Source organism: Aestuariirhabdus haliotis (assembly GCF_023509475.1).
Lineage (GTDB): Bacteria > Pseudomonadota > Gammaproteobacteria > Pseudomonadales > Aestuariirhabdaceae > Aestuariirhabdus > Aestuariirhabdus haliotis.
Map to the genome: position 1 here is coordinate 1 of NZ_JAKSDZ010000053.1, position 20277 is coordinate 20277.

Annotated in this window: 17 protein-coding genes; 2 read left to right on the forward strand and 15 right to left on the reverse strand. The window is 52.3% G+C overall.

Translation table 11 applies throughout. The features are described from left to right. Positions 1–240 precede the first annotated feature (240 nt). The 15 genes from MIB40_RS17400 to glpK all read right to left on the reverse strand — a co-directional run bounded on the left by MIB40_RS17400 (position 241) and on the right by glpK (position 17629). Positions 241–900 (reverse strand): histidine phosphatase family protein, encoded by a 660-nt coding sequence (locus tag MIB40_RS17400; RefSeq protein WP_249696771.1) that lies wholly within the window; start codon positions 898–900, stop codon positions 241–243. A 46-nt stretch (positions 901–946) separates the two neighbouring features. After that, on the reverse strand, positions 947–1744 hold the full coding sequence (gene phnE / locus MIB40_RS17405; RefSeq protein ID WP_249696772.1) for a phosphonate ABC transporter, permease protein PhnE: 798 nt from the start codon (positions 1742–1744) through the stop codon (positions 947–949). Then, positions 1741–2538, reverse strand: coding sequence for a phosphonate ABC transporter, permease protein PhnE (phnE, locus tag MIB40_RS17410; protein WP_249696773.1), 798 nt, complete (start codon positions 2536–2538; stop codon positions 1741–1743). Before phnE (MIB40_RS17410) ends, phnE (MIB40_RS17405) begins: the two co-directional genes overlap by 4 nt. Then, a complete protein-coding gene (phnC, locus tag MIB40_RS17415; RefSeq protein WP_249696774.1) occupies positions 2526–3311 on the reverse strand; it encodes a phosphonate ABC transporter ATP-binding protein in 786 nt (261 codons plus the stop codon). Before phnC ends, phnE (MIB40_RS17410) begins: the two co-directional genes overlap by 13 nt. 125 nt (positions 3312–3436) lie before the next feature. After that, complete coding sequence (locus MIB40_RS17420) at positions 3437–4675, reverse strand: glycerophosphodiester phosphodiesterase family protein (protein ID WP_249696775.1); 1239 nt, start codon at positions 4673–4675, stop codon at positions 3437–3439. Positions 4676–4835: 160 nt separating this feature from the next. Then, entirely contained in the window at positions 4836–5888 is a 1053-nt protein-coding gene (gene phnD, locus MIB40_RS17425) for a phosphate/phosphite/phosphonate ABC transporter substrate-binding protein (RefSeq protein ID WP_249696776.1), read from the reverse strand. Between the two features lie 212 nt (positions 5889–6100). Beyond that, the gene (locus MIB40_RS17430; RefSeq protein WP_249696777.1) at positions 6101–7471 is read right to left on the reverse strand and encodes a sigma-54-dependent transcriptional regulator; all 1371 of its coding nucleotides are present in this window, start codon (positions 7469–7471) and stop codon (positions 6101–6103) included. Next, complete coding sequence (locus MIB40_RS17435) at positions 7461–9455, reverse strand: ATP-binding protein (protein ID WP_249696778.1); 1995 nt, start codon at positions 9453–9455, stop codon at positions 7461–7463. Before MIB40_RS17435 ends, MIB40_RS17430 begins: the two co-directional genes overlap by 11 nt. A gap of 168 nt (positions 9456–9623) precedes the next feature. After that, the gene (locus tag MIB40_RS17440; protein WP_249696779.1) at positions 9624–11360 is read right to left on the reverse strand and encodes an ABC transporter substrate-binding protein; all 1737 of its coding nucleotides are present in this window, start codon (positions 11358–11360) and stop codon (positions 9624–9626) included. A gap of 209 nt (positions 11361–11569) precedes the next feature. Next, complete coding sequence (locus tag MIB40_RS17445) at positions 11570–11842, reverse strand: DUF2160 domain-containing protein (protein WP_249696780.1); 273 nt, start codon at positions 11840–11842, stop codon at positions 11570–11572. Positions 11843–11864: 22 nt separating this feature from the next. After that, positions 11865–12671, reverse strand: coding sequence for a carbohydrate ABC transporter permease (locus MIB40_RS17450; RefSeq protein ID WP_454892288.1), 807 nt, complete (start codon positions 12669–12671; stop codon positions 11865–11867). 11 nt (positions 12672–12682) lie between these two features. After that, complete coding sequence (locus MIB40_RS17455) at positions 12683–13546, reverse strand: carbohydrate ABC transporter permease (RefSeq protein ID WP_249696782.1); 864 nt, start codon at positions 13544–13546, stop codon at positions 12683–12685. Further along, positions 13543–14655, reverse strand: coding sequence for an ABC transporter ATP-binding protein (locus MIB40_RS17460; protein WP_249696783.1), 1113 nt, complete (start codon positions 14653–14655; stop codon positions 13543–13545). The genes MIB40_RS17455 and MIB40_RS17460 overlap by 4 nt, the downstream gene beginning before the upstream one ends. Before the next feature lie 2 nt (positions 14656–14657). Next, on the reverse strand, positions 14658–15764 hold the full coding sequence (locus MIB40_RS17465) for an ABC transporter ATP-binding protein (protein WP_249696784.1): 1107 nt from the start codon (positions 15762–15764) through the stop codon (positions 14658–14660). 383 nt (positions 15765–16147) lie between these two features. Beyond that, positions 16148–17629 (reverse strand): glycerol kinase GlpK, encoded by a 1482-nt coding sequence (gene glpK, locus MIB40_RS17470; RefSeq protein WP_249696785.1) that lies wholly within the window; start codon positions 17627–17629, stop codon positions 16148–16150. Between the two features lie 455 nt (positions 17630–18084). Here glpK and glpD point away from each other — a divergent pair, with 455 nt between their 5' ends. Together glpD and MIB40_RS17480 are read left to right on the forward strand one after the other, a co-directional pair. Then, complete coding sequence (gene glpD / locus MIB40_RS17475) at positions 18085–19608, forward strand: glycerol-3-phosphate dehydrogenase (RefSeq protein WP_249696786.1); 1524 nt, start codon at positions 18085–18087, stop codon at positions 19606–19608. A gap of 23 nt (positions 19609–19631) precedes the next feature. Beyond that, positions 19632–20099, forward strand: coding sequence for a hypothetical protein (locus MIB40_RS17480; RefSeq protein WP_249696787.1), 468 nt, complete (start codon positions 19632–19634; stop codon positions 20097–20099). Positions 20100–20277 lie beyond the last annotated feature (178 nt).

The following is a 20277-nucleotide window of genomic DNA, read 5'->3' on the forward strand; positions in this document are numbered from 1 at the left end:
ACAAGGGCTTCAACACCGAGAGAAACCATTTTAGGACCGCCCTACGGGGCTTTCAGGCGAACCCAGACTCTTTGTTACGCCTTTTTGAAAGGTCTCGACATTACTGCAAAGACGTGCCGCGATTCTGGATTGGCCTGAAAGCCAGAGTTCATCTGAATTAATCAGAGGTGCCCTAAAGCCAATCTTATCCATTTGAATAGCGTTCAGCTTGTTTGTCGGTACACCAGATTGAACCGGCAACTATTCTAAACCAGTGATTCGTTGCCAGGCGTCGAGCAGTTCAGGGTTAATGCTGGATTGATCCTCAATCACTAGCGCCTTGATCTCAGCAGTCTGGTGGTGAGGCAACTGACGATGCTGAAACGCCGGCAGGCCAGCGAAAGCCGTTTGTAGAATCTGCACCATATCGCCATGGGAAACCAATAGAACGACTTCTCCGGCTACCGTGCTTTCCAACCGTTTCAGAATCCCCAGACCTCGATGCAACACCGCCTGAGGTAACTCAACCCTATTATGTGTCTCATCCTTGCTGCACTTGCGCTCAGGATGATCCTCTTGAACAGCGTCCTGAGCCCAGACGGTTTGATAACAGTCGTCCGATTCGCCCTCATAGCAACCGAAGTATCGCTCACGTAAACCGGGCTCCAACACCGGGGCCGGCAGTTCCAATTGCGCCGCGACCAATTGCGCCGTTTGTCGAGTGCGTAAAAAGTCGGAGCACAGAATCAAGCTCGGTTTTTTCTCCAGTCGTGCTGCCGAGTCGATGACCTGGCGCTCCCCTTCCCGGGTCAGGCCAAAAGCATTACAGCCCCTGACCGGGTCGCTAACAATCAACCCGGCGACATTCGCCTCGCTCTGGCCATGACGCATCAGGTAATAGCTATTTTTCCATCGCACCATTGGCTTAGACTCCACCCTGATAATGATGTTTCTCAGCTGTTTTCGATCAGATCAAGCGCTTGCGAATATTGACCACCAGTATTTCAGCCACAATCACAACCACAAAAATTGCCAGCAGCGCCATCGATACCCGCTGCCATTCGAACAGGTTCATGGCGTCGTTCAACACCACGCCAATGCCCCCGGCACCGACCAGGCCCAGCACCGCAGACTCGCGCACATTGATATCCCAACGGAACAGTACGATGCTAAAAAACGCCGGCATAACCTGCGGCCAGTAACCTTTTAGCAGCACCGACATCCAGGATGCTCCGGTCGCACGCAACGCCTCGATGGCCCCCATATTGACCTCTTCAATCGCTTCACCGAGTAGCTTGCCGACAAAGCCGACCGAACGAAAAGCGATGGCTAAAACGCCCGAAATCACCCCCGGACCAAAGATGGCAACGAACAGCAATGCCCACACCAAGGAGTTAACGGAACGGGAAGAGACCAGGAAAAATCGTGCGATCCAATGCACCCAGGGAGAGGCTACAACATTGCTGGCATTCATCAGTGCCAGGGGCATCGCCAGAGGCAGGGTCAACAGGGTTCCAATGGTGGCAATATTAAGGGTCTCGATCATCGCCCCCTGTACGGTCATCGGATAATAGGCAAAATCGATTGGCCACATTCGACGGAACAGATCGGCCATTTGTGCGGGTGCATCATAGAAAAATTCAGGAATGACTTCCACGGTTCGCAGAGAAACCAGTAACGCCAGCAAGACACACAGGTAGACCGCGTAGCGTGACAGTTTTTGCGGCAACGTAAAGCGCTGCCAATGGTGATCAATGGCCGTCATCGGAACACCCTCCGAACTACGTTAGAGAGAAATTCACCAAACATGATCAGGGCAATAATGGTAATCAGAATGGCCGCGACAAAATCGTAATCGAAGCGCTGAAAGGCAGAAAACAAGGTGCCCCCCAAGCCACCTGCGCCCACGATACCCACCATGGTTGAGTTGCGCAGATTGGAATCGAGCTGGTACGTCGAGAAACCAATAAATCGGGATAACACCTGCGGCATCACCGAGAAAAGAATGACGCTGACAAAACCCGCTCCGGTAGCGCGAATAGCTTCCACCTGCTTTAACGACACCTCCTCGATCGCTTCGGCAAACAGCTTGGCGATAAAGCCAATGGACGCCACTATTAACGTCAGAATTCCCGCCAGGGCACCAAAGCCAACACTCTTCACAAACAGAATGGCCACGATCACCGGGTGGAACGTTCGGCATAGGGCAATCAACGAACGGACAGGGGCGCTAACCCACAGAGGCATCAAATTCCGCGCCGCAAACAAGCCCAGAAAAAGCGACAAGCCAATGCCGATCACGGTTGAAATAATGGCAATTTCGAGGCTCTCGACCAAACCACCCAGCAAGAGTTCAGAACGCGAAAAATTGGGCGGAAACATGCGTTCCAATAACCGATCGGCAAACCCAAGACCGTTGCTAAAACGTTCCCAACTCACCCCCATGGTATTGAAGGAATACAGCAGATAAGCCGCCAGTAAAACCCAGCCAGCACTGGTTAACCCGTTTCGTTTGAAGGGATTGTCTCGATCGACGGCTCCCGGCGCTATACCAGCCATGACTCGCCCCCGTAGATCAGCTTCAAGTCATCGTCGGTAATGCCATCGGGTTCACCGTCGTACACCACCTGTCCATTGGACATACCGATCATGCGTTTGGCAAACCGGCGCGCCAGGGTAACATCATGAATATTCACCAACGCCGGAATATTCTTCTCCTGGGCAAAACGTTCCAGCAGTTCCATGATCTCCACGGCAGTTTTGGGATCCAGCGACGAGGTCGGCTCATCGGCCAACAAAATCCGTGGATTCTGCATCACCGCACGAGCGATACCGACTCGCTGCCTCTGCCCTCCGGACAAACTGTCGGCGCGCGCGCTGGCGTGTTCGGTGAGCCCCACGGCATCGAGTAACTCAAAAGCGGTATTGATATCCTGCTGCCTGAATTTTCGTCGCCAGGCACTCCAGGCCGACATATAACCGAGACGCCCGGTGAGCACGTTTTCAATAACACTCAGGCGCTCCACCAGATTGTATTCCTGAAATACCATACCCACATGGCGGCGCAGTTTACGCAGCTGCAGACCTTTGGCCGTGCAAAGATCCGCTTGATCAAAAATGATCTCTCCCTCTGTGGGATCAATCAACCGATTGATGCAACGTAACAGGGTACTTTTCCCGGTACCGGAGGGCCCAATGATGGCGATGATTCCCGGTTGATCAATCGTAATATCGATACCCTTGAGTACCGGGTTACCGCTTGTGTACTCTTTTTTGAGCCCACGTATATCAAGAAAGTTTTGGGCCTCTACCGAGGCTTCAGCTGCAGACATATTTACATCCTGAAAATAATAGCGTCAGCCAGCAACGCCGTTTCATTGAACGAACTTGTTATTTTTTTTCGAACTTCAATTTATCCAGCAGGTGATAAGAACACCTGCTGGTTGTCCGGTGCCGGTTATTCCATGCAACCCGCGTAATAGGTCACCGTTGCTGGCCAGTCTGAAAAGACGCCAATAACACCAACCTCCCTCACCAACACATCGAGCATTTCATAGGTATCACCGTCATTGTCGATCACCGCTTTGGTGGTTTGGTAATACCAGCCGCCGCCTTCGTTCAAAGGTCCCGACCGTTCCAGTGTCCAGGTAATAATATCCAGTCCGGCGGCGCGAGCATTACGGGCATAGGCTGAGGGAACAATCTTGCCGTTCTCAACCTTCACCAGCATCCACATCGGTGGAGCAATTATTTTTACGCCCTGCGCGACCAGTTCATCCATGCTCGGTGACCAGGTTTCTGGCCGGCTGTGGTCGAAGCCATCATCGTTGTAACGACCATCCAGATAGACCGCCTGCCGGGCAAAACCTGGCTCCGAGGATAGCCAATACTTCAAGTCGTCATAATTGAATGACTGGGGAAACACCTCAGAGGGATCGATACCCATTTGCTTATATTCATCGATCAGCTGTTGGGCATAATCCTGCTGGCGGTAATTCCCCTGATAGGGCATCTCTACAGCAGGCGCTTTCAGCTCCGGTGTCATCTTGACGCCAAGCTGCTTAAACAGTTCGATGCTCTGTTTGTGACTCATCAAAGTGCCGCTTGTCGCATACAGATCGGTACGATAATTGGCGGTAGCATCCAGATATTCTTCCAGTGTTTTGGCGTCTGAATTGCCTGCATCCATTTTGCCTTGCAAGGATAGAAATTCATCCAGCGTAATATCACTGGTCCGGCATTCGACATTTTCAAAAGGCTTGTCGGCTGTGAAGTCCGGTGGTGTTGAACACTTCGCGGCCAGCTCGGGCACACTGAGAATATTGGTGGTGGTATGCAGGTCACTCTGGGAATGTCGGCAAACCAGCTCTTTATCCTTGGTAAAGGTGACATCGCATTCCAGCACACCGGCACCCATTACCGCCGCCGCGATATAGGATTCACGGGTATGCTCGGGAAACTGTAGCGGCGCCCCACGATGACCAATGGACAAATCACTGGCTTCAAAGCGTTGCTCTTTGCATTGCTGTAATCGCGTCTTTAACGGGCTCGGCTGCATGGCATCAACCAGAAAGAAAGGGCGCGGTCCCAGTTGCACAGTCAATGCTTTACCATCATCGGCGACGGTTGCAGGCGCAATACCCGCGGCCAACAGCATCGCGGAACCGACCTTCAAAATCTGAACGAGTCTATTCATAAAATCTACCTGTAATAGTCATTGAGGAAGGCAGGGCTCAGTCTCTATCAGATCGATCCGTGCAACCGTTGCGCTGCAAATCTGAATCGAATACCTGGCCCTGCGTCTCCAGACTATGGTTCGGATGTTACAAAACGGCAGTTGGTTAGCATCAAGCTAATCACTCGCTCTTTTTGGCCGCTTCGGCAGCCAACTGTTTGGCTCGCTTCTTGGCGGCTTTGGCGGCATCCTTTTCGGCCAGCTTTTTCAAACCGGTTTTGGTGTATGCGGTCCCCGTAGCATGAGCAATATCGCGGATAACTTGCCAGTCCTTCTGGTAGGTGATCGGGTAGAAGCGATCGGTACCATTAAACGTCTCTTGCATGGCGGGAGGAAAACGGAACGAGCTGAAGGCGTGCTTGATCTTTTTCACCAGGTCCGGATGCAGATCGTGTGCATAACCAAAGGATGATGTTGGGAATCGGGGGCTGGTATAGATGATTCGGAAATCATCCTTTTTAATACGTCCCGCTGTAACCATCCGATCAAACACATCCGAGGCCACCGGTGCGGCATCATAGTCGCCGCTCAACACGCCCATGATGGACTGATCGTGTTTTCCGGAATATTTGACGGTGTAATCGGTATCGGGGGTGATACCCTGCTCCGGGAACAGGGCTCGGGGGGCCAGATTACCCGAATTGGAAGAGGCCGAGGTGTGGGCAACGGTCTTGCCTTTGATATCGTCCATGGCCTGAATCGAACTGTCTTTCCTGACGATTACAATCAGGTTATAACCCTGGAACGAATCGGCAAAGCCTTTCACCGCAATCGGCACGTAGCCACCCAGATTGACCGCATAACCGGTTGGACCGGTAGAAAAACCGGCAATGTGCAAACGACCGGAACGAATCGCTTCGACTTCGGCCGCGTTGGAATGCACGGTGTAATAGATCACCTTCTTGCCGGTCACTTCGCTGAGATATTTCTGGAAATCACTAAAGGCATCTTTATAAACCGCCGGATCTTCTACCGGGGTATAGGTGAAGACCAGGGTACTGGGATCACGCCATTGTGAAGGGTCTGTTGGGCTATCGGCTACCAGGTCCTTATTTTCATCGCAAAATTTATCATCCAGCACACCGCGATGACTGCAGTCAGCCGCCTGGACAGCGCCAGCACCCAGCAGCAAGGCGCTGGACAGTAATAATCGGGATAGGAGTTTCTTTGGCATCGTCATTTCCTTGTACGCTTATTATTGTTGTAGTCCATCACAGAACACTGCGACGGGCGCGAATCCTAAGGTGGCCCTTAAGCTCTCCCGACAATAGAGCAAAAGCAGTGCCACAACATTTAAACCCTGATATCACAAGCCGTTATAAACCCTGCCCGTTTTGCCGCCGATAGAAATGGGTCATTTATGCCCCATCTCTACCGCCTAATGGGTCAACTTTGTCTTTCGCTTTCCAGTGACTTGAAATGCAACTTATCTAACTGATGTTTCTTCATTTTTCGATACAGGGTCTTGCGGGACAGATTCAACAACTCAGCGGCTTCGTTCAACTGCCCCTGGGTCGCATTCAATCCCTTCTCCAGAATACGAAGCTCATAACGCTTCATCTGCTGGTCATAGCTGATCGATTCCAAGTCATGCTCGTCAGGCCAGACCGTTGCAACCGTTTCGCGAATGCCCAGCACAAAACGATCAGCGGCGTTCTTTAGCTCACGCACATTGCCCGGCCAGGGGTATTGCAATAGGCGGCTGGCTTCAACCGGGCTGAGCGCGGGCATTGGGCGGGAATAATTGTCACTGGCCTTGCGAGCATAGAAGTGAAACAGCGGCAGCACATCTTCTGGTCGCGCTTGCAACGGCGGAATCGTCAGACTGGCAACATTCAAGCGGTAGTACAGATCCTTGCGGAAACCGCCCTCATCCCCCAGCTTGCCAAGGTCATCTTTACTGGCTGCGATCACCGTCAATGCAACCGGAATAGGAGTGCTGCTGCCGACCCGTTCGATGGTGCGTTCCTGTAAGACTCTCAGTAATTTCACCTGCACCGACAGGGACATGGATTCAATTTCATCCAAAAACAGAGTACCACCGTTGGCCACTTCTATTTTTCCGATATGACGTTTGTTGGCTCCAGTAAAAGCCCCCGCCTCGTGGCCAAAGAGTTCACTTTCAATAAGACTCTCGCTCATACCACCGCAATTGATGGCGACAAAGCGTTTGTCTTTACGTGAGCTAAACTGGTGCAAAGCACGCGCGACAACATCTTTACCACTGCCGGTATCGCCGTAAATAATGGTATCAACGTTTGCCGCCGCAAGTGCCAATACCTGCTGACGAATCTGCTTAATGGCCATCGACTCGCCGATAATAAACCGCTCAATACCCTGTTGCTGATGTAAACTGCTTTTCAAATATCGGTTCTCCAGCACCAGCTGTCGTTGCTCGATGGCCCGCTGCAAGCGACCAAACAACTGATCCGGCTGCAACGGCTTTTCCAGAAAATCGTACGCACCCTGTTTCATCGCCTCGATCGCCATAGGAATATCGCCATGTCCACTCATCAACAATACCGGAATCTCTGTATCGCATTGCTGCAACTTCGATAATAATGCCAGGCCGTCCATTTTCGGCATTTTTACATCACTGAGCACCACCGCCGGGCACTCATCCGATAAATAGCCCAGGGCCCTCTCAGGAGACGAAAAGGCGACTACCTTAAACTCTTCCAACTCCAGCATTTCCACCAGGGCTTCGGTAACCTCCTGGTCATCATCGATAATGACCACTTCTATATCAGGATGCATCCAGCACCTCCTTCGGCAATTTACCGGTCATGGATTGGGTTTCGGATTTCGGTAAATGTTCGGATCCTTCATGGGTTCGATCCGGGGACCGCTGCAACTCAAGCACAAAGCAACTACCGCCCTCGGGCACCTCATACACCCTTATCTTGCCGCCGAAATCCTGCACTATGTTATAACTGATCGACAAACCCAGACCCAGGCCCTGCCCCACCTCTTTACTGGTAAAAAACGGATCAAAGATCTGCTCAATAGTTTCTGGTGGAATACCGACCCCCGTATCCGACACGCGAACCTGAACACGATCAAAACCTTCTTCGATCTCAATTTTCAGTATTTTTTTGGAACATTGTTGCATCGCATCCAGGGCGTTATTAATCAGGTTGACCAACACCTGTTCGAGACGTATCGGCTCCCCCAACACACGAATAGCTGGCGATTTTTTTCCATACACAAGCTGACAATCCAGTTCATTTATTCGGTTTGCCATCAACTCCAGGCTGTCTTCGATGACCTTGTTCAAATCAACCGGCACTCGCTCAGCACTCGCGGCCCGGGCAAAGGCTTTAAGGTGACGAGTGATACCAGCAATTTTTTCCAGCAGCGATTTAATTTTGGCCATATTTTCGCGGGCCTGTTCCGGTTGTTGCTTATCGAGGCGACGGCCCGCGGTATGCAAATGGCTAGCGATGGCCGTCAGGGGTTGGTTGATTTCGTGGGTAATGCCCACGCTAAGCTGCCCCAAAGCCGCCAGCTTTCCGGCTTGAATTAACTCATTCTGGGTTGATTTTAACTGGGCTTCGGCAGCAATACGTTCTTCAACTTCTGCCGCTAATTGCTGGTTGGTAAGCTCAACCGCGATAGCTGTTTGCTGAAAGTGTTTAAGGTCTCTTGCCATCGCTGATATTTCATCATCGCCGGCAATGCGAATCCTGGTATCCAACTGCGCCGAGGCAATGGCTCGCATGTTGTGTTGCAGCTCGAGGATTCGCTGCAGTACATTACGCCGAACATAAAACCATGAAATGGCGGCCGCAATGGCAAGACTGATAAGCGATAACAACAGGATGCTGCGAATACCCGTATTGATCGTACCGATCGCATCATTCAACGACTGGCTTATACGGCCATTGGCTTCATTGGTGTATTGATTGATCTGCGCAGCCAGTTGTTGAATATGCTGCTGGCTGTTGTGCAAAAAGAAGCTTTGTTGATAGCCCAGATCGAGCGCTTCGTTCTTAAGGCGAAACAACGGCCCTTGTCGAGAACCCATGCGTAATAATTCCTCGATCTGTATTGTCATCGTCGGCGTTATCACTGATGCAGGAACCTGAACCAGTTCATGCCTGACTTCGTCACCCAGCTGCTCAAGGCGAATAAAACTATCATCCAGATCGTTAAATGAGGCGTTATTGCGTACGGTTTTTACCATGCCCGAATAGTAATACAGGCGACTGATAATGCCCCATACCGGCTCCGAGCGTTGTGGTTCAGGCAACGATTCCAGAAGCACAATTAATCGCCTGGAAAGGTCAAATGCATTTCTCGATTGTAAATCCAGCGCCCGTCGCAACTGTTCCTGACGCTCCACACTTTGTTCAAGCAACAGCAAGCTGTTATTAATCTGAACGATCAATTCGGTAAAATAACGGTTGTACTCGGGCAGGTTACGCATCAGGCGATCCATCTCATCGATCGCTCGATTCAGCGCTTGCATCAGTTTATCGCGGGCCAGTGCCGAGTCACTGGTCATCAACAGCGGTGCCGTAGCCACAATCAGCCGGCTCCTGTCGTTCAACCGTGCCGCCGCATCCAGACCCGGCACATCCTGTTGTTCGAACGACAGCAAGCGGTCACTCAACCCCAGGTAGGTATTGGTGGCCACCCCGCTGGCTACTACTGTAATCGATGAAATTAGCACGAAGGCCAGAACTAAACGTCCGCCAATACCGAGCCGTCTGTTACCGAGCCTGTCGGAGCTTTTCATGGTTTAGCTTTCATAGTTTTGCTTGTTATTGTTCGAGTTAATTTGCCGTTTTCTGAAAAAAAATGGAGGCACTCCCATTCGAAGGCCTCCATTATTTGCTCTACCTTGCCTCATCATTCGATCATGACTGAGAACAGGGTTCAGGGGCGATAGTCGCTATCACCCCTGTTACTGCGCCTTGGTCCAGCTTTCGAGTAAGACCTCGTAAGCAACCGTTTCACCCTGGGGCTTTTCGTTGCTCAACTTGGCTTTCGGGGAACCAGGCTGGCTCAACCAGTATTCGGCATCGCGCTTGTCATTCATCTTAGGTCCACATTCGCCCTGCACATTGGCACGCTCAAGACGCTTGAGCACCTTATCCTGGGCTGCGGCCAAACCATCCAGCGCTTCCTGTGGGCTCTTCTCACCACTGGCCGCTTCGGCAATAAACTGCCACCACAACTGCGCCAGCTTGGGATAGTCAGGAACATTGGTGCCGGTTGGCGTCCACTGTACCCGCGCCGGACTGCGATAGAACTCAACCAATCCACCCAACTTGGGCGCGGCATCGGTCATCGCCTGGGAGTTGATATCCGACTCACGAATCGGAGTCAGGCCAACCAGGGTTTTCTTCAGGGAAACCGTCTTGGATACCGTAAACTGCGCGTACAACCAGGCTGCTAAACGGTTTTTATCTGGCGTCGAGTTGAGGAAGGTCCAGGCACCCGCATCCTGGTAACCCAGCTTCATACCCTCTTCCCAGTAAGGCCCTTTCGGAGAAGGCGCCATACGCCACTTGGGCGTACCGTCGGCGTTCACCACGGGCAACCCTTCTTTATTCATACTGGCGGTAAAGGCGGTGTACCAGAAGATCTGCTGCGCGATGCTGCCCTGGGCAGGCACTGGTCCCGCTTCGGAGAAGGTCATACCCTGTGCTTCGGGTGGCGCGTATTTACGCATCCAGTCAACATATTTGGTGGTTGCATAAACAGCCGCAGGGCCGTTGGTTGCACCGCCACGCTCGACACTGGAACCAACCGGGCGGCATCCATCCACACGAATGCCCCACTCATCGACAGGCAAGCCATTAGGCAACCCCTTGTCGCCGGCTCCGGCCATGGAGAACCAGGCATCGGTGAAACGCCAACCCAACGACGGGTCTTTTTTGCCGTAATCCATATGACCGTAAACCCGTTCGCCGTCAATCTCTTTGACGTGGACCGAGAAAAATTCGGCGATATCTTCGTAAGCAGACCAGTTCTTGGGCACGCCCAACTCGTAACCGTAGCGATCTTTAAACTGCTTTTTCAGATCGTCACGCGCAAACCAGTCGGCACGAAACCAGTACAGGTTGGCAAACTGCTGATCGGGTAGCTGATAAATTTTACCATCGGGTCCGGTGGTAAAATCCAGGCCGATAAAGTCGGGAAGATCCAGGGTAGGTAAGGTGTAGTCCTTGGCATCACCCTTGATCATATCGGAAATCGGAACCACCTTTCCGTAACGGAAGTGAGTACCAATCAGATCCGAATCATTAATGTAAGCATCGTAAATATTTCGATCCGATTGCATCTGGGTTTGCAGCTTTTCAACCACATCACCCTCTTGAATCAAATCATGATTAACCACAATACCGGTAATTTCGGTAAAGGCTTTGGCCAGCACCTTGGACTCATATTCATGGGTCGCAATGGTTTCGGAGGCCACATTGATGGTCATACCGCGAAAGGGCTTAGCCGCTTCGGTAAACCACTGCATTTCCTTTAATTGCTCGTCCTTGCTCAGGGTCGATTCGGTAAATTCCTTGTCCAGCCATTTGTTGGCCGCATCAGAGTATTGATCTGCCTGCGCCTGCCAACTGGTCGCGGCCAGCGCAATAGCCGCGCTTAGCAGCACAGACCTCTGTACTTTATTATTGTTTTTCATTTTTAACCTCATATTGGTAGCGAGTTTTAACTTTCTACGTGTTACCTCTCCACAGCTTACTGCTCCAGCTTGCTTGTTCGGCATAAGCCGGACATTGGATCCCAACGCGCATCTACCCGTTGACGACCCGTTACCAGCAGGCTACTGCAAAATGCCTGCTTTTATGGTTCTTGCACATTCACAAACATAGATCGAATTGCCTGCGAGGGTTAGCCATAACGCAGCACAATTGCCAACCAGATCGCAGATACCAGCAGTGCCACCCATAGATTGATGTCACTCAACCCCACAAACAGCAAGTGAATATAGGCACTGCTGAGCAGGCCAATAAACAACCGATCACCGCGGGTGGTACTGATGGGTAAAAAACCCTTACGCTCAATGCAGGGTGATTTGATTTCATAGATCGTCATGCAGACGAGAATAGCGGCGATGCTACAAAAGAAGATTGCCGTTGTCTGTGTCCATGCCATCCAGCTCATTGCTTTTCCCCTCTTCCGATCATCACACCCGTCCCAAGGCAAAGCCTTTGGCTACGTGATTACGCACAAACCAGATCACCAGTAACCCGGGAAGAATCGTCAACACACCCGCGGCCGCCAGTACGCCCCAGTCGATACCGGCCGCGCCGATCGTTCGCGTCATTACGGCGGCAATCGGTTTGGCTTCCACCGACGTCAGGGTTCTCGCCAACAGGAGTTCTACCCAGGAAAACATAAAAGCAAAGAAAGCCGTGACACCAATCCCGGAACGGATCATCGGCAGAAAGATACGAACAAAGAAACGCGGAAAGCTGTAGCCATCGATATAGGCTGTTTCGTCAATTTCACGCGGCACTCCCGACATAAAACCTTCCAGAATCCAGACCGCCAAAGGCACATTAAACAGGCAATGCGCCAACGCCACTGCGATCGGGGTATCGAACAGCCCCACCGAAGAGTAGAGCTGGAAAAAGGGCAATAAAAATACCGCTGGCGGCGCCATTCGGTTGGTCAGCAGCCAGAAAAACATATGCTTATCGCCCAGAAACTTGTAGCGACTGAAGGCATAAGCGGCAGGCAGAGCAACCGTCAAGGTGATAATAACGTTGAGACTGACATAGTACATTGAGTTGAAATACCCCATATACCAGCTGGGGTCGGTAAAGATCACCATATAATTATCAAACGTGAAATTCTGCGGCCACAGGGATAACCCCCCCAGAATTTCCTCGTTGGTTTTGAACGACATATTTACCAGCCAATAGATCGGCACCAGAATAAATAGCACGTACAAACTGAGGCCGATTATTTTCTGCTTACTCATATTCATCGATCCGCCTCCTATTCCTTATCCATATGCGTAATGGTGGTAAAAAAGAGCCAGGACACCAGCAGCACGATCAAGAAGTAGATCAAGGAAAATGCCGCAGCGGGGCCCAGGTCGAATTGACCCACGGCCATCTTGGTCAGGGTTTGGCTAAGGAAAGTGGTCGAGTTGCCCGGTCCTCCCCCGGTTAACACGAAGGGTTCGGTGTAGATCATAAAACTGTCCATAAAACGCAGCAGGACACCGATCACCAGTACGTTCTTTAAGCGCGGCAACTGAATATGACGAAAGACCGCCCACTTGGAGGCACGGTCAATTCGAGCCGCCTGATAAAAAGCTTCGGGGATCGCGCGCAAACCCGAATAACAGAGCAGCGCAACCAATGAGGTCCAGTGCCAAACGTCCATCAACAGAACCGTTGCCCAGGCATCTCCGGTGTTGGAGGCGTAGTTATAATCCATACCCAGACTGTTCAACGTCCAGCCAAACAAGCCAATATCGGCACGCCCGAAAATTTGCCAGATGGTGCCCACGACATTCCAGGGAATCAACAGTGGAATGGCCAACAGAATCAGTGACAATGAAGCCATCTTGCCTTTGGTCGGCATCATCAATGCCACTGCAATACCCAGAGGAATTTCGATCAACAGCACCGCAAACGAAAACATAAACTGGCGCAACAGGGAATCGTGCAGACGCGGATCACGCAACACCTCCTGATACCATTCGGCGCCCACGAAGACCGCGTGATTCTGGTCGAAAATATCCTGAACCGAATAGTTAACGACCGTCATCAAGGGAACAATGGCGGAAAATGCCACCAGCAAGAATACCGGCAACACCAGAAACCAGGCCTTGTTATTCTCAACTTTGTTCATGGCTTGGTCTCCTCTTGCTGGCTATCGACCAGGTAATCATCGACGTACAGTTTGAGCCATTGCGCCGGAAAACTGATCCAGGCCTTGCTGCCTTCGACCCAATGATCTTCATCGACCCGGGCTTTCAAGTCCCACATACCCAGACGCAAGGATAAAATCTTGTAGGTACCCAGATCTTCGATATGGGACACATCGCATTCCATCGCCTCACCCGAAGGACCATCCCATACGTGGACAAACTCGGGGCGAATGCCCACCTTGATATTGTCGCTCGGCACCTGCTGCAGGTGCTCATTTAATTCCTGGTTCAACGGCAAGCGAATATCACCGTAACTGACCCCTCCTTCACAGCGTTCGACTTCGATCAGGTTCATTCCCGGACTGCCGATAAAGTAGCCCACAAAGGTATGATTGGGGCGCTCGAACAACTCTCTCGGAGTGCCAAACTGGACAATTTTCCCGTCGTACATCAGGGCAATTTTATCGGCAAAGGTTGAGGCCTCGAGCTGGTCATGGGTGACGTAGACCATGGTGATATTAAACTGCTCATGAATCTGTTTAAGCTTGCGGCGCAGCTTCCATTTCAGGTGTGGGTCAATAACGGTCAGGGGCTCATCAAACAGGATGGCCGAAACATCATCTCGCACCAGACCCCGCCCCATGGAAACCTTTTGTTTCTCATCAGCAGTCAGGTTTTTCGCTCGCCGGCGCAAGACCGAATGCAGCTCCAGAATATCCGCCACTTCGTTGACCTTGGCCATCACCTTGGCTTCCGGTACGTTCATATTTCTCAGCGGGAAAGCCAGGTTGTCGAACACCGTCATGGAGTCATACACCACTGGAAACTGAAACACCTGGGCGATGTTGCGGTCTTCGGGAGGGATATCATTAACTTTCACATTGTCAAACAGGACGTCGCCATTGGACGGTGATAACAATCCGGAGATGATATTAAGCAATGTGCTTTTACCGCACCCGGAAGGCCCCAGTAATGCGTAGGCACCGCCCTGCTCCCAGACATGGTCCATTTCACGAATGGCATAGGCATCCGGCCCCTGAGGATTTTTGGTATAGCTGTGTGCCAGCGCTTTCAGATGTATCTCGGCCATGCCTAGTTACTCTTTATAGAATGGGGAGCGATAGAATGAGAGGCGGTCTGAATCAGGGATCCATCCAATCCGAAGGCAAACAAGCGATGGGTGGGTAGATACACCTTAACCGGTGTGTCGGTACGGTATTCATGCACCCCCGACAGATGCAGCACCAGATTAAAGTGATCATTCCTTACATGCATAAAGGTTTCACTACCACTGATCTCGGCCAGCTCCACCTGCATCGACAGTTCAAGATCGTCATCGTTTCTCGGTACCAGACCAATATGACTGGGGCGCACCCCAAAATGATATTCGCCAGCATCGAGCCCACGCAGATCCTGATTCAACGGAAAATGTACCGCGTCATCAAAGGTTACTTCGGTTTCACTCACTCGGCCGGGAATCAAATTAATCGGTGGCTCACTGAACAATTCGGCCGCGTGAACATTGATCGGATTACGATAGATTTCCGCCGCGGGGCCGCTTTGGATCATGCGACCTTCGTGCAGCAATGTCGTGGTACCACCGAGCGCCAAGGCTTCGTTGGGTTCGGTGGTGGCGTAGATGGCGATCGCGTTTCGGGCCTTAAACAACTCTCGAAGTTCTTGTCGAAGATCTTCACGCAACTTGTAATCGAGGTTAACCAGGGGCTCGTCGAACAGAATCAGGCTGGCATCCTTGACCAGCGCCCGGGCCATGGCCGTACGCTGCTGCTGACCACCGGACAACTCCAGTGGATAGCGGGACAGGTAACTTTCAATATGCAGCATGGCTGCGGTTTCCTCGACCCGGCGATCTATTTCGGATTGTGCCATCCTGGCGATACGCAGCGGCGAGGCGATATTTTCGCGCACCGTCATATTGGGGTAATTGATAAACTGCTGATAGACCATGGAAATATTACGCTGCTGTACCGGGAGCCCGGTGACATCTGCGCCATCCATGATAATGCGTCCGGCGCTGGGCTTATCCAGTCCGGCCATCAGACGCATCAACGATGTTTTTCCGGCCAATGTACGCCCCAGCAATACATTGAACGACCCGGGTTCGAAACTGATATTGACGTTATCGATGTGGGTTTCGCCATCCACAACACGGCTAAGATTTTCCAGAGTCAGCGACATAGCGCCTGCGTTCCTTTTTATTTTTCTTATGATTCTGTACGCGTCAACGATCTGATAAGGCACCGCAGTAACACTGACGCTTTCTGTTTTTCTTGACTGTTTTTATGCTTGGTAATGTCTTTTCCTGATGTTCATTAAGCGAACTTGATGCCAACTCTGACACCGCTCTCTCAATCACATTTTTTTGTTCTTCAGGTTGTTGTTTTTCAATAACTATTTATTCCAAATGAATAAAATACGCATAACCTCTTTCCGGATCATCTCGTGAAAAACTGTTCAAGCCTGATGAAAAATGAACACTTTTCCTGAACAGTTGAACAGCTCTGCAACCAACCCTGTGCTCAATCGCCATGACAAACATGGCCCTTCAATCACTTAGCGAATTAACAGGTTTGCAAGCGGCGCACCGCCTGCTGCCAGCCGGAATAATGCCGGTCACGATGCTGTTCACTCATATCCGGTTCGAATGCCCGCTCGCACTGCCACAGGCTCTCCAGCGCCTCCAGCGAGGCAAACACCCCGGCCTGCAAACCCGCCAGATAAGCGGCCCCCAAAGCGGTGGTTTCGATTATTTGCGGCCGGTCTACCGAAGCTTCCAGAATATCGGCCAGAAACTGCATCACCCAGCTATTGGCCGCCATACCGCCATCGACTCGCAAGGTACTGGGCCGGACCCCATCCTGCTCCATGGCCCTTTGCAGATCCTTGGTTTGATAACAAACCGCCTGCAGACCCGCCGTCACCACCTCCTTGATGCCGGTGTCGCGGGTAAGACCAAAAATCGCCCCGCGCGCGCTGGGATCCCAGTAGGGTGCGCCCAAACCGGTGAAGGCAGGCACCAGGTACACGCCATGATCCTGGGGTGTTTGCAGGGCCAGGGATTCGCTTTCCCCGGCCGCGTCAATCAGCCGCAAACCGTCCCGCAACCAATGAATGGTCGCTCCAGCAACGAAGATACTGCCTTCCAGCGCATAGGTGGGCTTACCTTTCAGGCGATACGCCACCGTCGTCAGCAGTCGATGGTTTGATTCCAGCGCCTGGTCACCGGTGTTGAGCATCAGGAAGCAACCGGTGCCGTAAGTACTTTTGGCCATGCCCGGATGAAAGCAGGCCTGGCCCACCATCGCCGCCTGCTGATCGCCCGCCACCCCCAGAATCGGAATCGGTGCCCCCAACAGCTCCGGGTCGAGCTGACCAAAGTCATCGGCAGAGTCCATCACTTCGGGTAACAATGAGGAGGGGATATCGAAGAGCTTCAGCAGCTCTTCATCCCAACGCTGGGTATGGATATTGAACATCAACGTGCGCGAGGCATTGCTGGCATCGGTTTTATGCACCCGACCACCGGTCAATTTCCAGATCAGGAAGCTGTCGACGGTGCCAAAGGCCAGCTTGCCCTGCCGGGCCTTGTCACGGGCACCCGGCACCTGATCCAGTATCCAGCAAATTTTGGACGCCGAAAAGTAAGGGTCGATCAGCAAACCGGTCTTCGACCTGACAAGGGGTTCCAGACCTTGTTGCTTCAGTTGTTCACAATAGTCAGCGGTGCGACGATCCTGCCATACAATGGCGCGATACAGTGGCTCTCCCGTATCGCGGTCCCAAACCAATGTGGTCTCCCGCTGATTGGTGATGCCAATCGCAGACAATTGCTCTGGATCCAGCCTGGCCTCTTGCAGTAGATTTTGACAGCTCGACAACACGCTGCGCCACAGATCTTCCGGCTCATGCTCCACCCAGCCATCTTGCGGGTAATGCTGGGGAAACTCTTGCTGACTTATCCCCTGCACCCTGCCGCGCTCACAAAACAGGACGGCTCGGGAGCTGGTGGTGCCCTGGTCGATAGAAAGAATGTAGGTTGTCATAGGTGAGCCTCACTAGTCTCCGTGCCGATCTGGAAACAGAGCAGACCTGCCTGGCCCGTCGTGACGGATTCCGGCCGCCCGATGCAGCAGGCCAGGTTCCTATATTTCCATTTATGTTCGTTTTTATTCGCTTTATCGCGATAGCAATATAGAACAGTCTGACCGAATCCTACAAGTCCCTCTTTCAATCTCAATAGTCATCCGGTTATTGATCACCAACTCTATGCGCCGGCGCTTTCAGTGCTCTATGTAGAGCAGCTCGCTACAAACAATTAACCTTTACATTCATAGAGTTAGCTAAACAAACCCACTTACAATCCGGACTCAATATGAAGTTGGCATGATTTCGATTAATTTTTGTTCGATTATGTCTGTATTTGTTCGTTATTGCGCACTATAGTAGTCATTGGTCCACGAGTCCTCTTTCACTCTTTTACCTAGCGGAGAACATGGCAATGAACACAGAGCGTCCCACTTTTGACCTGTTGGTTGTCGGCGGAGGCATCAACGGTGTCGGTAGCGCACTGGACGCTGCAGGTCGCGGCCTCAAGGTGATGCTCTGCGAAATGAATGACCTGGGCTCGGCTACCTCCTCCAACAGCAGCAAGCTGATTCACGGCGGCTTGCGCTACCTGGAACATTATGAATTTCGCCTGGTGCGCGAATCCCTGGCCGAGCGCGAAGTGATGATCAAGAAGGCGCCTCACATTGTGCGCCCGCTTCGCTTCAGACTGCCTCACCAGCCCCATCTGCGCCCGGCCTGGATGATTCGGGCCGGACTGTTTCTGTACGACCACCTCAGCACCCGCACCACATTGGCCGGCTCGCACAACATCCAATTTTCAGCCGACAGTCCACTCAAGGCCGGTATCAAAAAAGGCTTCGAATACTCCGACGGCTGGGTCGATGATGCACGTCTGGTGGTGCTCAATGCTGTGGCAGCCAGGGAGAAAGGAGCCGATATTCGCACCCGCACCCGCTGCATCAAGGCCGTACGCGAGCAGAATATGTGGCAAGTGACCCTGGAGCACCAGATCACCGGAGACACCGAAGTGGTTTACGCCCGCGCATTGATCAACGCCTCGGGCCCCTGGGTATCAAAATTGTTCGACAGCGCCCTGGCTTCTCCCGCCCCTCAGAACGTTCGCCTGGTCAAAGGCAGCCATATTGTGGTGCCGCGCCTGCACGATGAAGCCGAAGCCTATATTTTGCAGAACGAAGATGATCGCATCGTGTTTGTAATTCCTTTCGAGGACGACTTTTCCCTGATCGGCACCACCGATGTCGATTATCAGGGCGACCCGTCCCAGGTCGCCATCTCCGAGGAAGAAACCGATTACCTGATCGAGATTGCCAATAGCTACTTCAAACAGCAGATTAACAGCAGGGATATTGTCACTACCTACTCTGGTGTCCGTCCGCTGCTCGATGACGAATCCGACTCGGCCCAGGCCGTGACCCGCGACTACACCCTCGAGCTGGACGACGGCAACGGACGCGCACCCCTGCTGTCCATCTTTGGCGGCAAAATCACCACCTACCGCAAGCTGGCCGAAGCCGCGATTGACCGTATCAGCCAATATTTCCCGCAAGCGACGGGTACCTGGACCGAAACCGCGCCTTTGCCCGGCGGCGAGTTTACCGACAAGGAAAGCCTCAAGGTGAGTCTTGGTCGCGTTTATCCCTGGCTCCCCGAGGCTCTGACAACACGCCTTGTCCGCAGCTACGGCACCCTCAGCCATCAAATTCTCGATGGCGCAAAATCACTGGAGGACCTGGGTCAGCACTATGGTGCCGGCCTCTATCAGCGCGAGGTGGATTACCTGATCACCCGGGAATGGACCCACACCCTGGAAGATTTGATCTGGCGCCGCACCAAGCTCGGCTTGCGTTTGAGCGCCGAGCAATGCCATGATCTGGAAAACTACCTGACAGGCAATCGGACGCCTCAACAGAGGGCCAACGACAGCCATCACTAATTTTCCCCACCAGGAACGCTTGTGTGCACACTTTCGAACCCTATCAAGCGCGTCGCACCGAATTATTAACACGGATTGAGCACAGCGGCTGGCGGCTCAAGGTTTACGGTGTAACAACCCAGACATCCGGCATCGACGAGGCCCTTATCCAGGCAGGTATCGATCTCATCCTGCCGGCGATGCCCCAACCATCGATCAACCAACAACGCTATGGCGTCGGCTTCCTGATTATTCACCAGGGCAGCCAACGCCACTGGTTTCTGGCCGACTGGTGGGAAAGCAATGATATTCTGCACCACTTGCTGTTTTCTTCTCCGCTCGACGCCCCTCTGGCAATTAGCCCTGAAACCGACACCTCCCTGATCGCCTGCGTGCATGAGCTCAAGATCATTAATTTTGAAAGCCAAGCCTGGATTGACAGCATCCTCAGTCCCTCCCAAAAGCCTGACTTCGATGCCTATCTGCAAAGAGCCTTGCCTGCCACCCTGTAAAGCGCTTCGCAAACAGCTGCTCCTGGCGGCATCTGCATTTACCTCCTATTTTCTCGCTTCGCGTTTTCTTTGCCCCACCGGCACTTAAGGCACCTCTGATTAATTCGGATAGATCTCTGCGGATCCTAAAATGGTTTTTATCAAGGCGAAGCTCGCCGTTCATGTCGAGACCTGAACA

Excerpts from the sequence above, each read along its gene's own strand:
- MIB40_RS17400 (WP_249696771.1), bottom strand. The coding sequence starts at position 900 with ATGGTGCGATGGAAAAATAGCTATTACCTGATGCGTCATGGCCAGAGC.
- phnE (WP_249696772.1), bottom strand. The coding sequence starts at position 1,744 with ATGACGGCCATTGATCACCATTGGCAGCGCTTTACGTTGCCGCAAAAA.
- phnE (WP_249696773.1), bottom strand. The coding sequence starts at position 2,538 with ATGGCTGGTATAGCGCCGGGAGCCGTCGATCGAGACAATCCCTTCAAA.
- phnC (WP_249696774.1), bottom strand. The coding sequence starts at position 3,311 with ATGTCTGCAGCTGAAGCCTCGGTAGAGGCCCAAAACTTTCTTGATATA.
- MIB40_RS17420 (WP_249696775.1), bottom strand. The coding sequence starts at position 4,675 with ATGAATAGACTCGTTCAGATTTTGAAGGTCGGTTCCGCGATGCTGTTG.
- phnD (WP_249696776.1), bottom strand. The coding sequence starts at position 5,888 with ATGCCAAAGAAACTCCTATCCCGATTATTACTGTCCAGCGCCTTGCTG.
- MIB40_RS17430 (WP_249696777.1), bottom strand. The coding sequence starts at position 7,471 with ATGCATCCTGATATAGAAGTGGTCATTATCGATGATGACCAGGAGGTT.
- MIB40_RS17435 (WP_249696778.1), bottom strand. The coding sequence starts at position 9,455 with ATGAAAAGCTCCGACAGGCTCGGTAACAGACGGCTCGGTATTGGCGGA.
- MIB40_RS17440 (WP_249696779.1), bottom strand. The coding sequence starts at position 11,360 with ATGAAAAACAATAATAAAGTACAGAGGTCTGTGCTGCTAAGCGCGGCT.
- MIB40_RS17445 (WP_249696780.1), bottom strand. The coding sequence starts at position 11,842 with ATGAGCTGGATGGCATGGACACAGACAACGGCAATCTTCTTTTGTAGC.
- MIB40_RS17450 (WP_454892288.1), bottom strand. The coding sequence starts at position 12,671 with ATGAATATGAGTAAGCAGAAAATAATCGGCCTCAGTTTGTACGTGCTA.
- MIB40_RS17455 (WP_249696782.1), bottom strand. The coding sequence starts at position 13,546 with ATGAACAAAGTTGAGAATAACAAGGCCTGGTTTCTGGTGTTGCCGGTA.
- MIB40_RS17460 (WP_249696783.1), bottom strand. The coding sequence starts at position 14,655 with ATGGCCGAGATACATCTGAAAGCGCTGGCACACAGCTATACCAAAAAT.
- MIB40_RS17465 (WP_249696784.1), bottom strand. The coding sequence starts at position 15,764 with ATGTCGCTGACTCTGGAAAATCTTAGCCGTGTTGTGGATGGCGAAACC.
- glpK (WP_249696785.1), bottom strand. The coding sequence starts at position 17,629 with ATGACAACCTACATTCTTTCTATCGACCAGGGCACCACCAGCTCCCGA.
- glpD (WP_249696786.1), top strand. The coding sequence starts at position 18,085 with ATGAACACAGAGCGTCCCACTTTTGACCTGTTGGTTGTCGGCGGAGGC.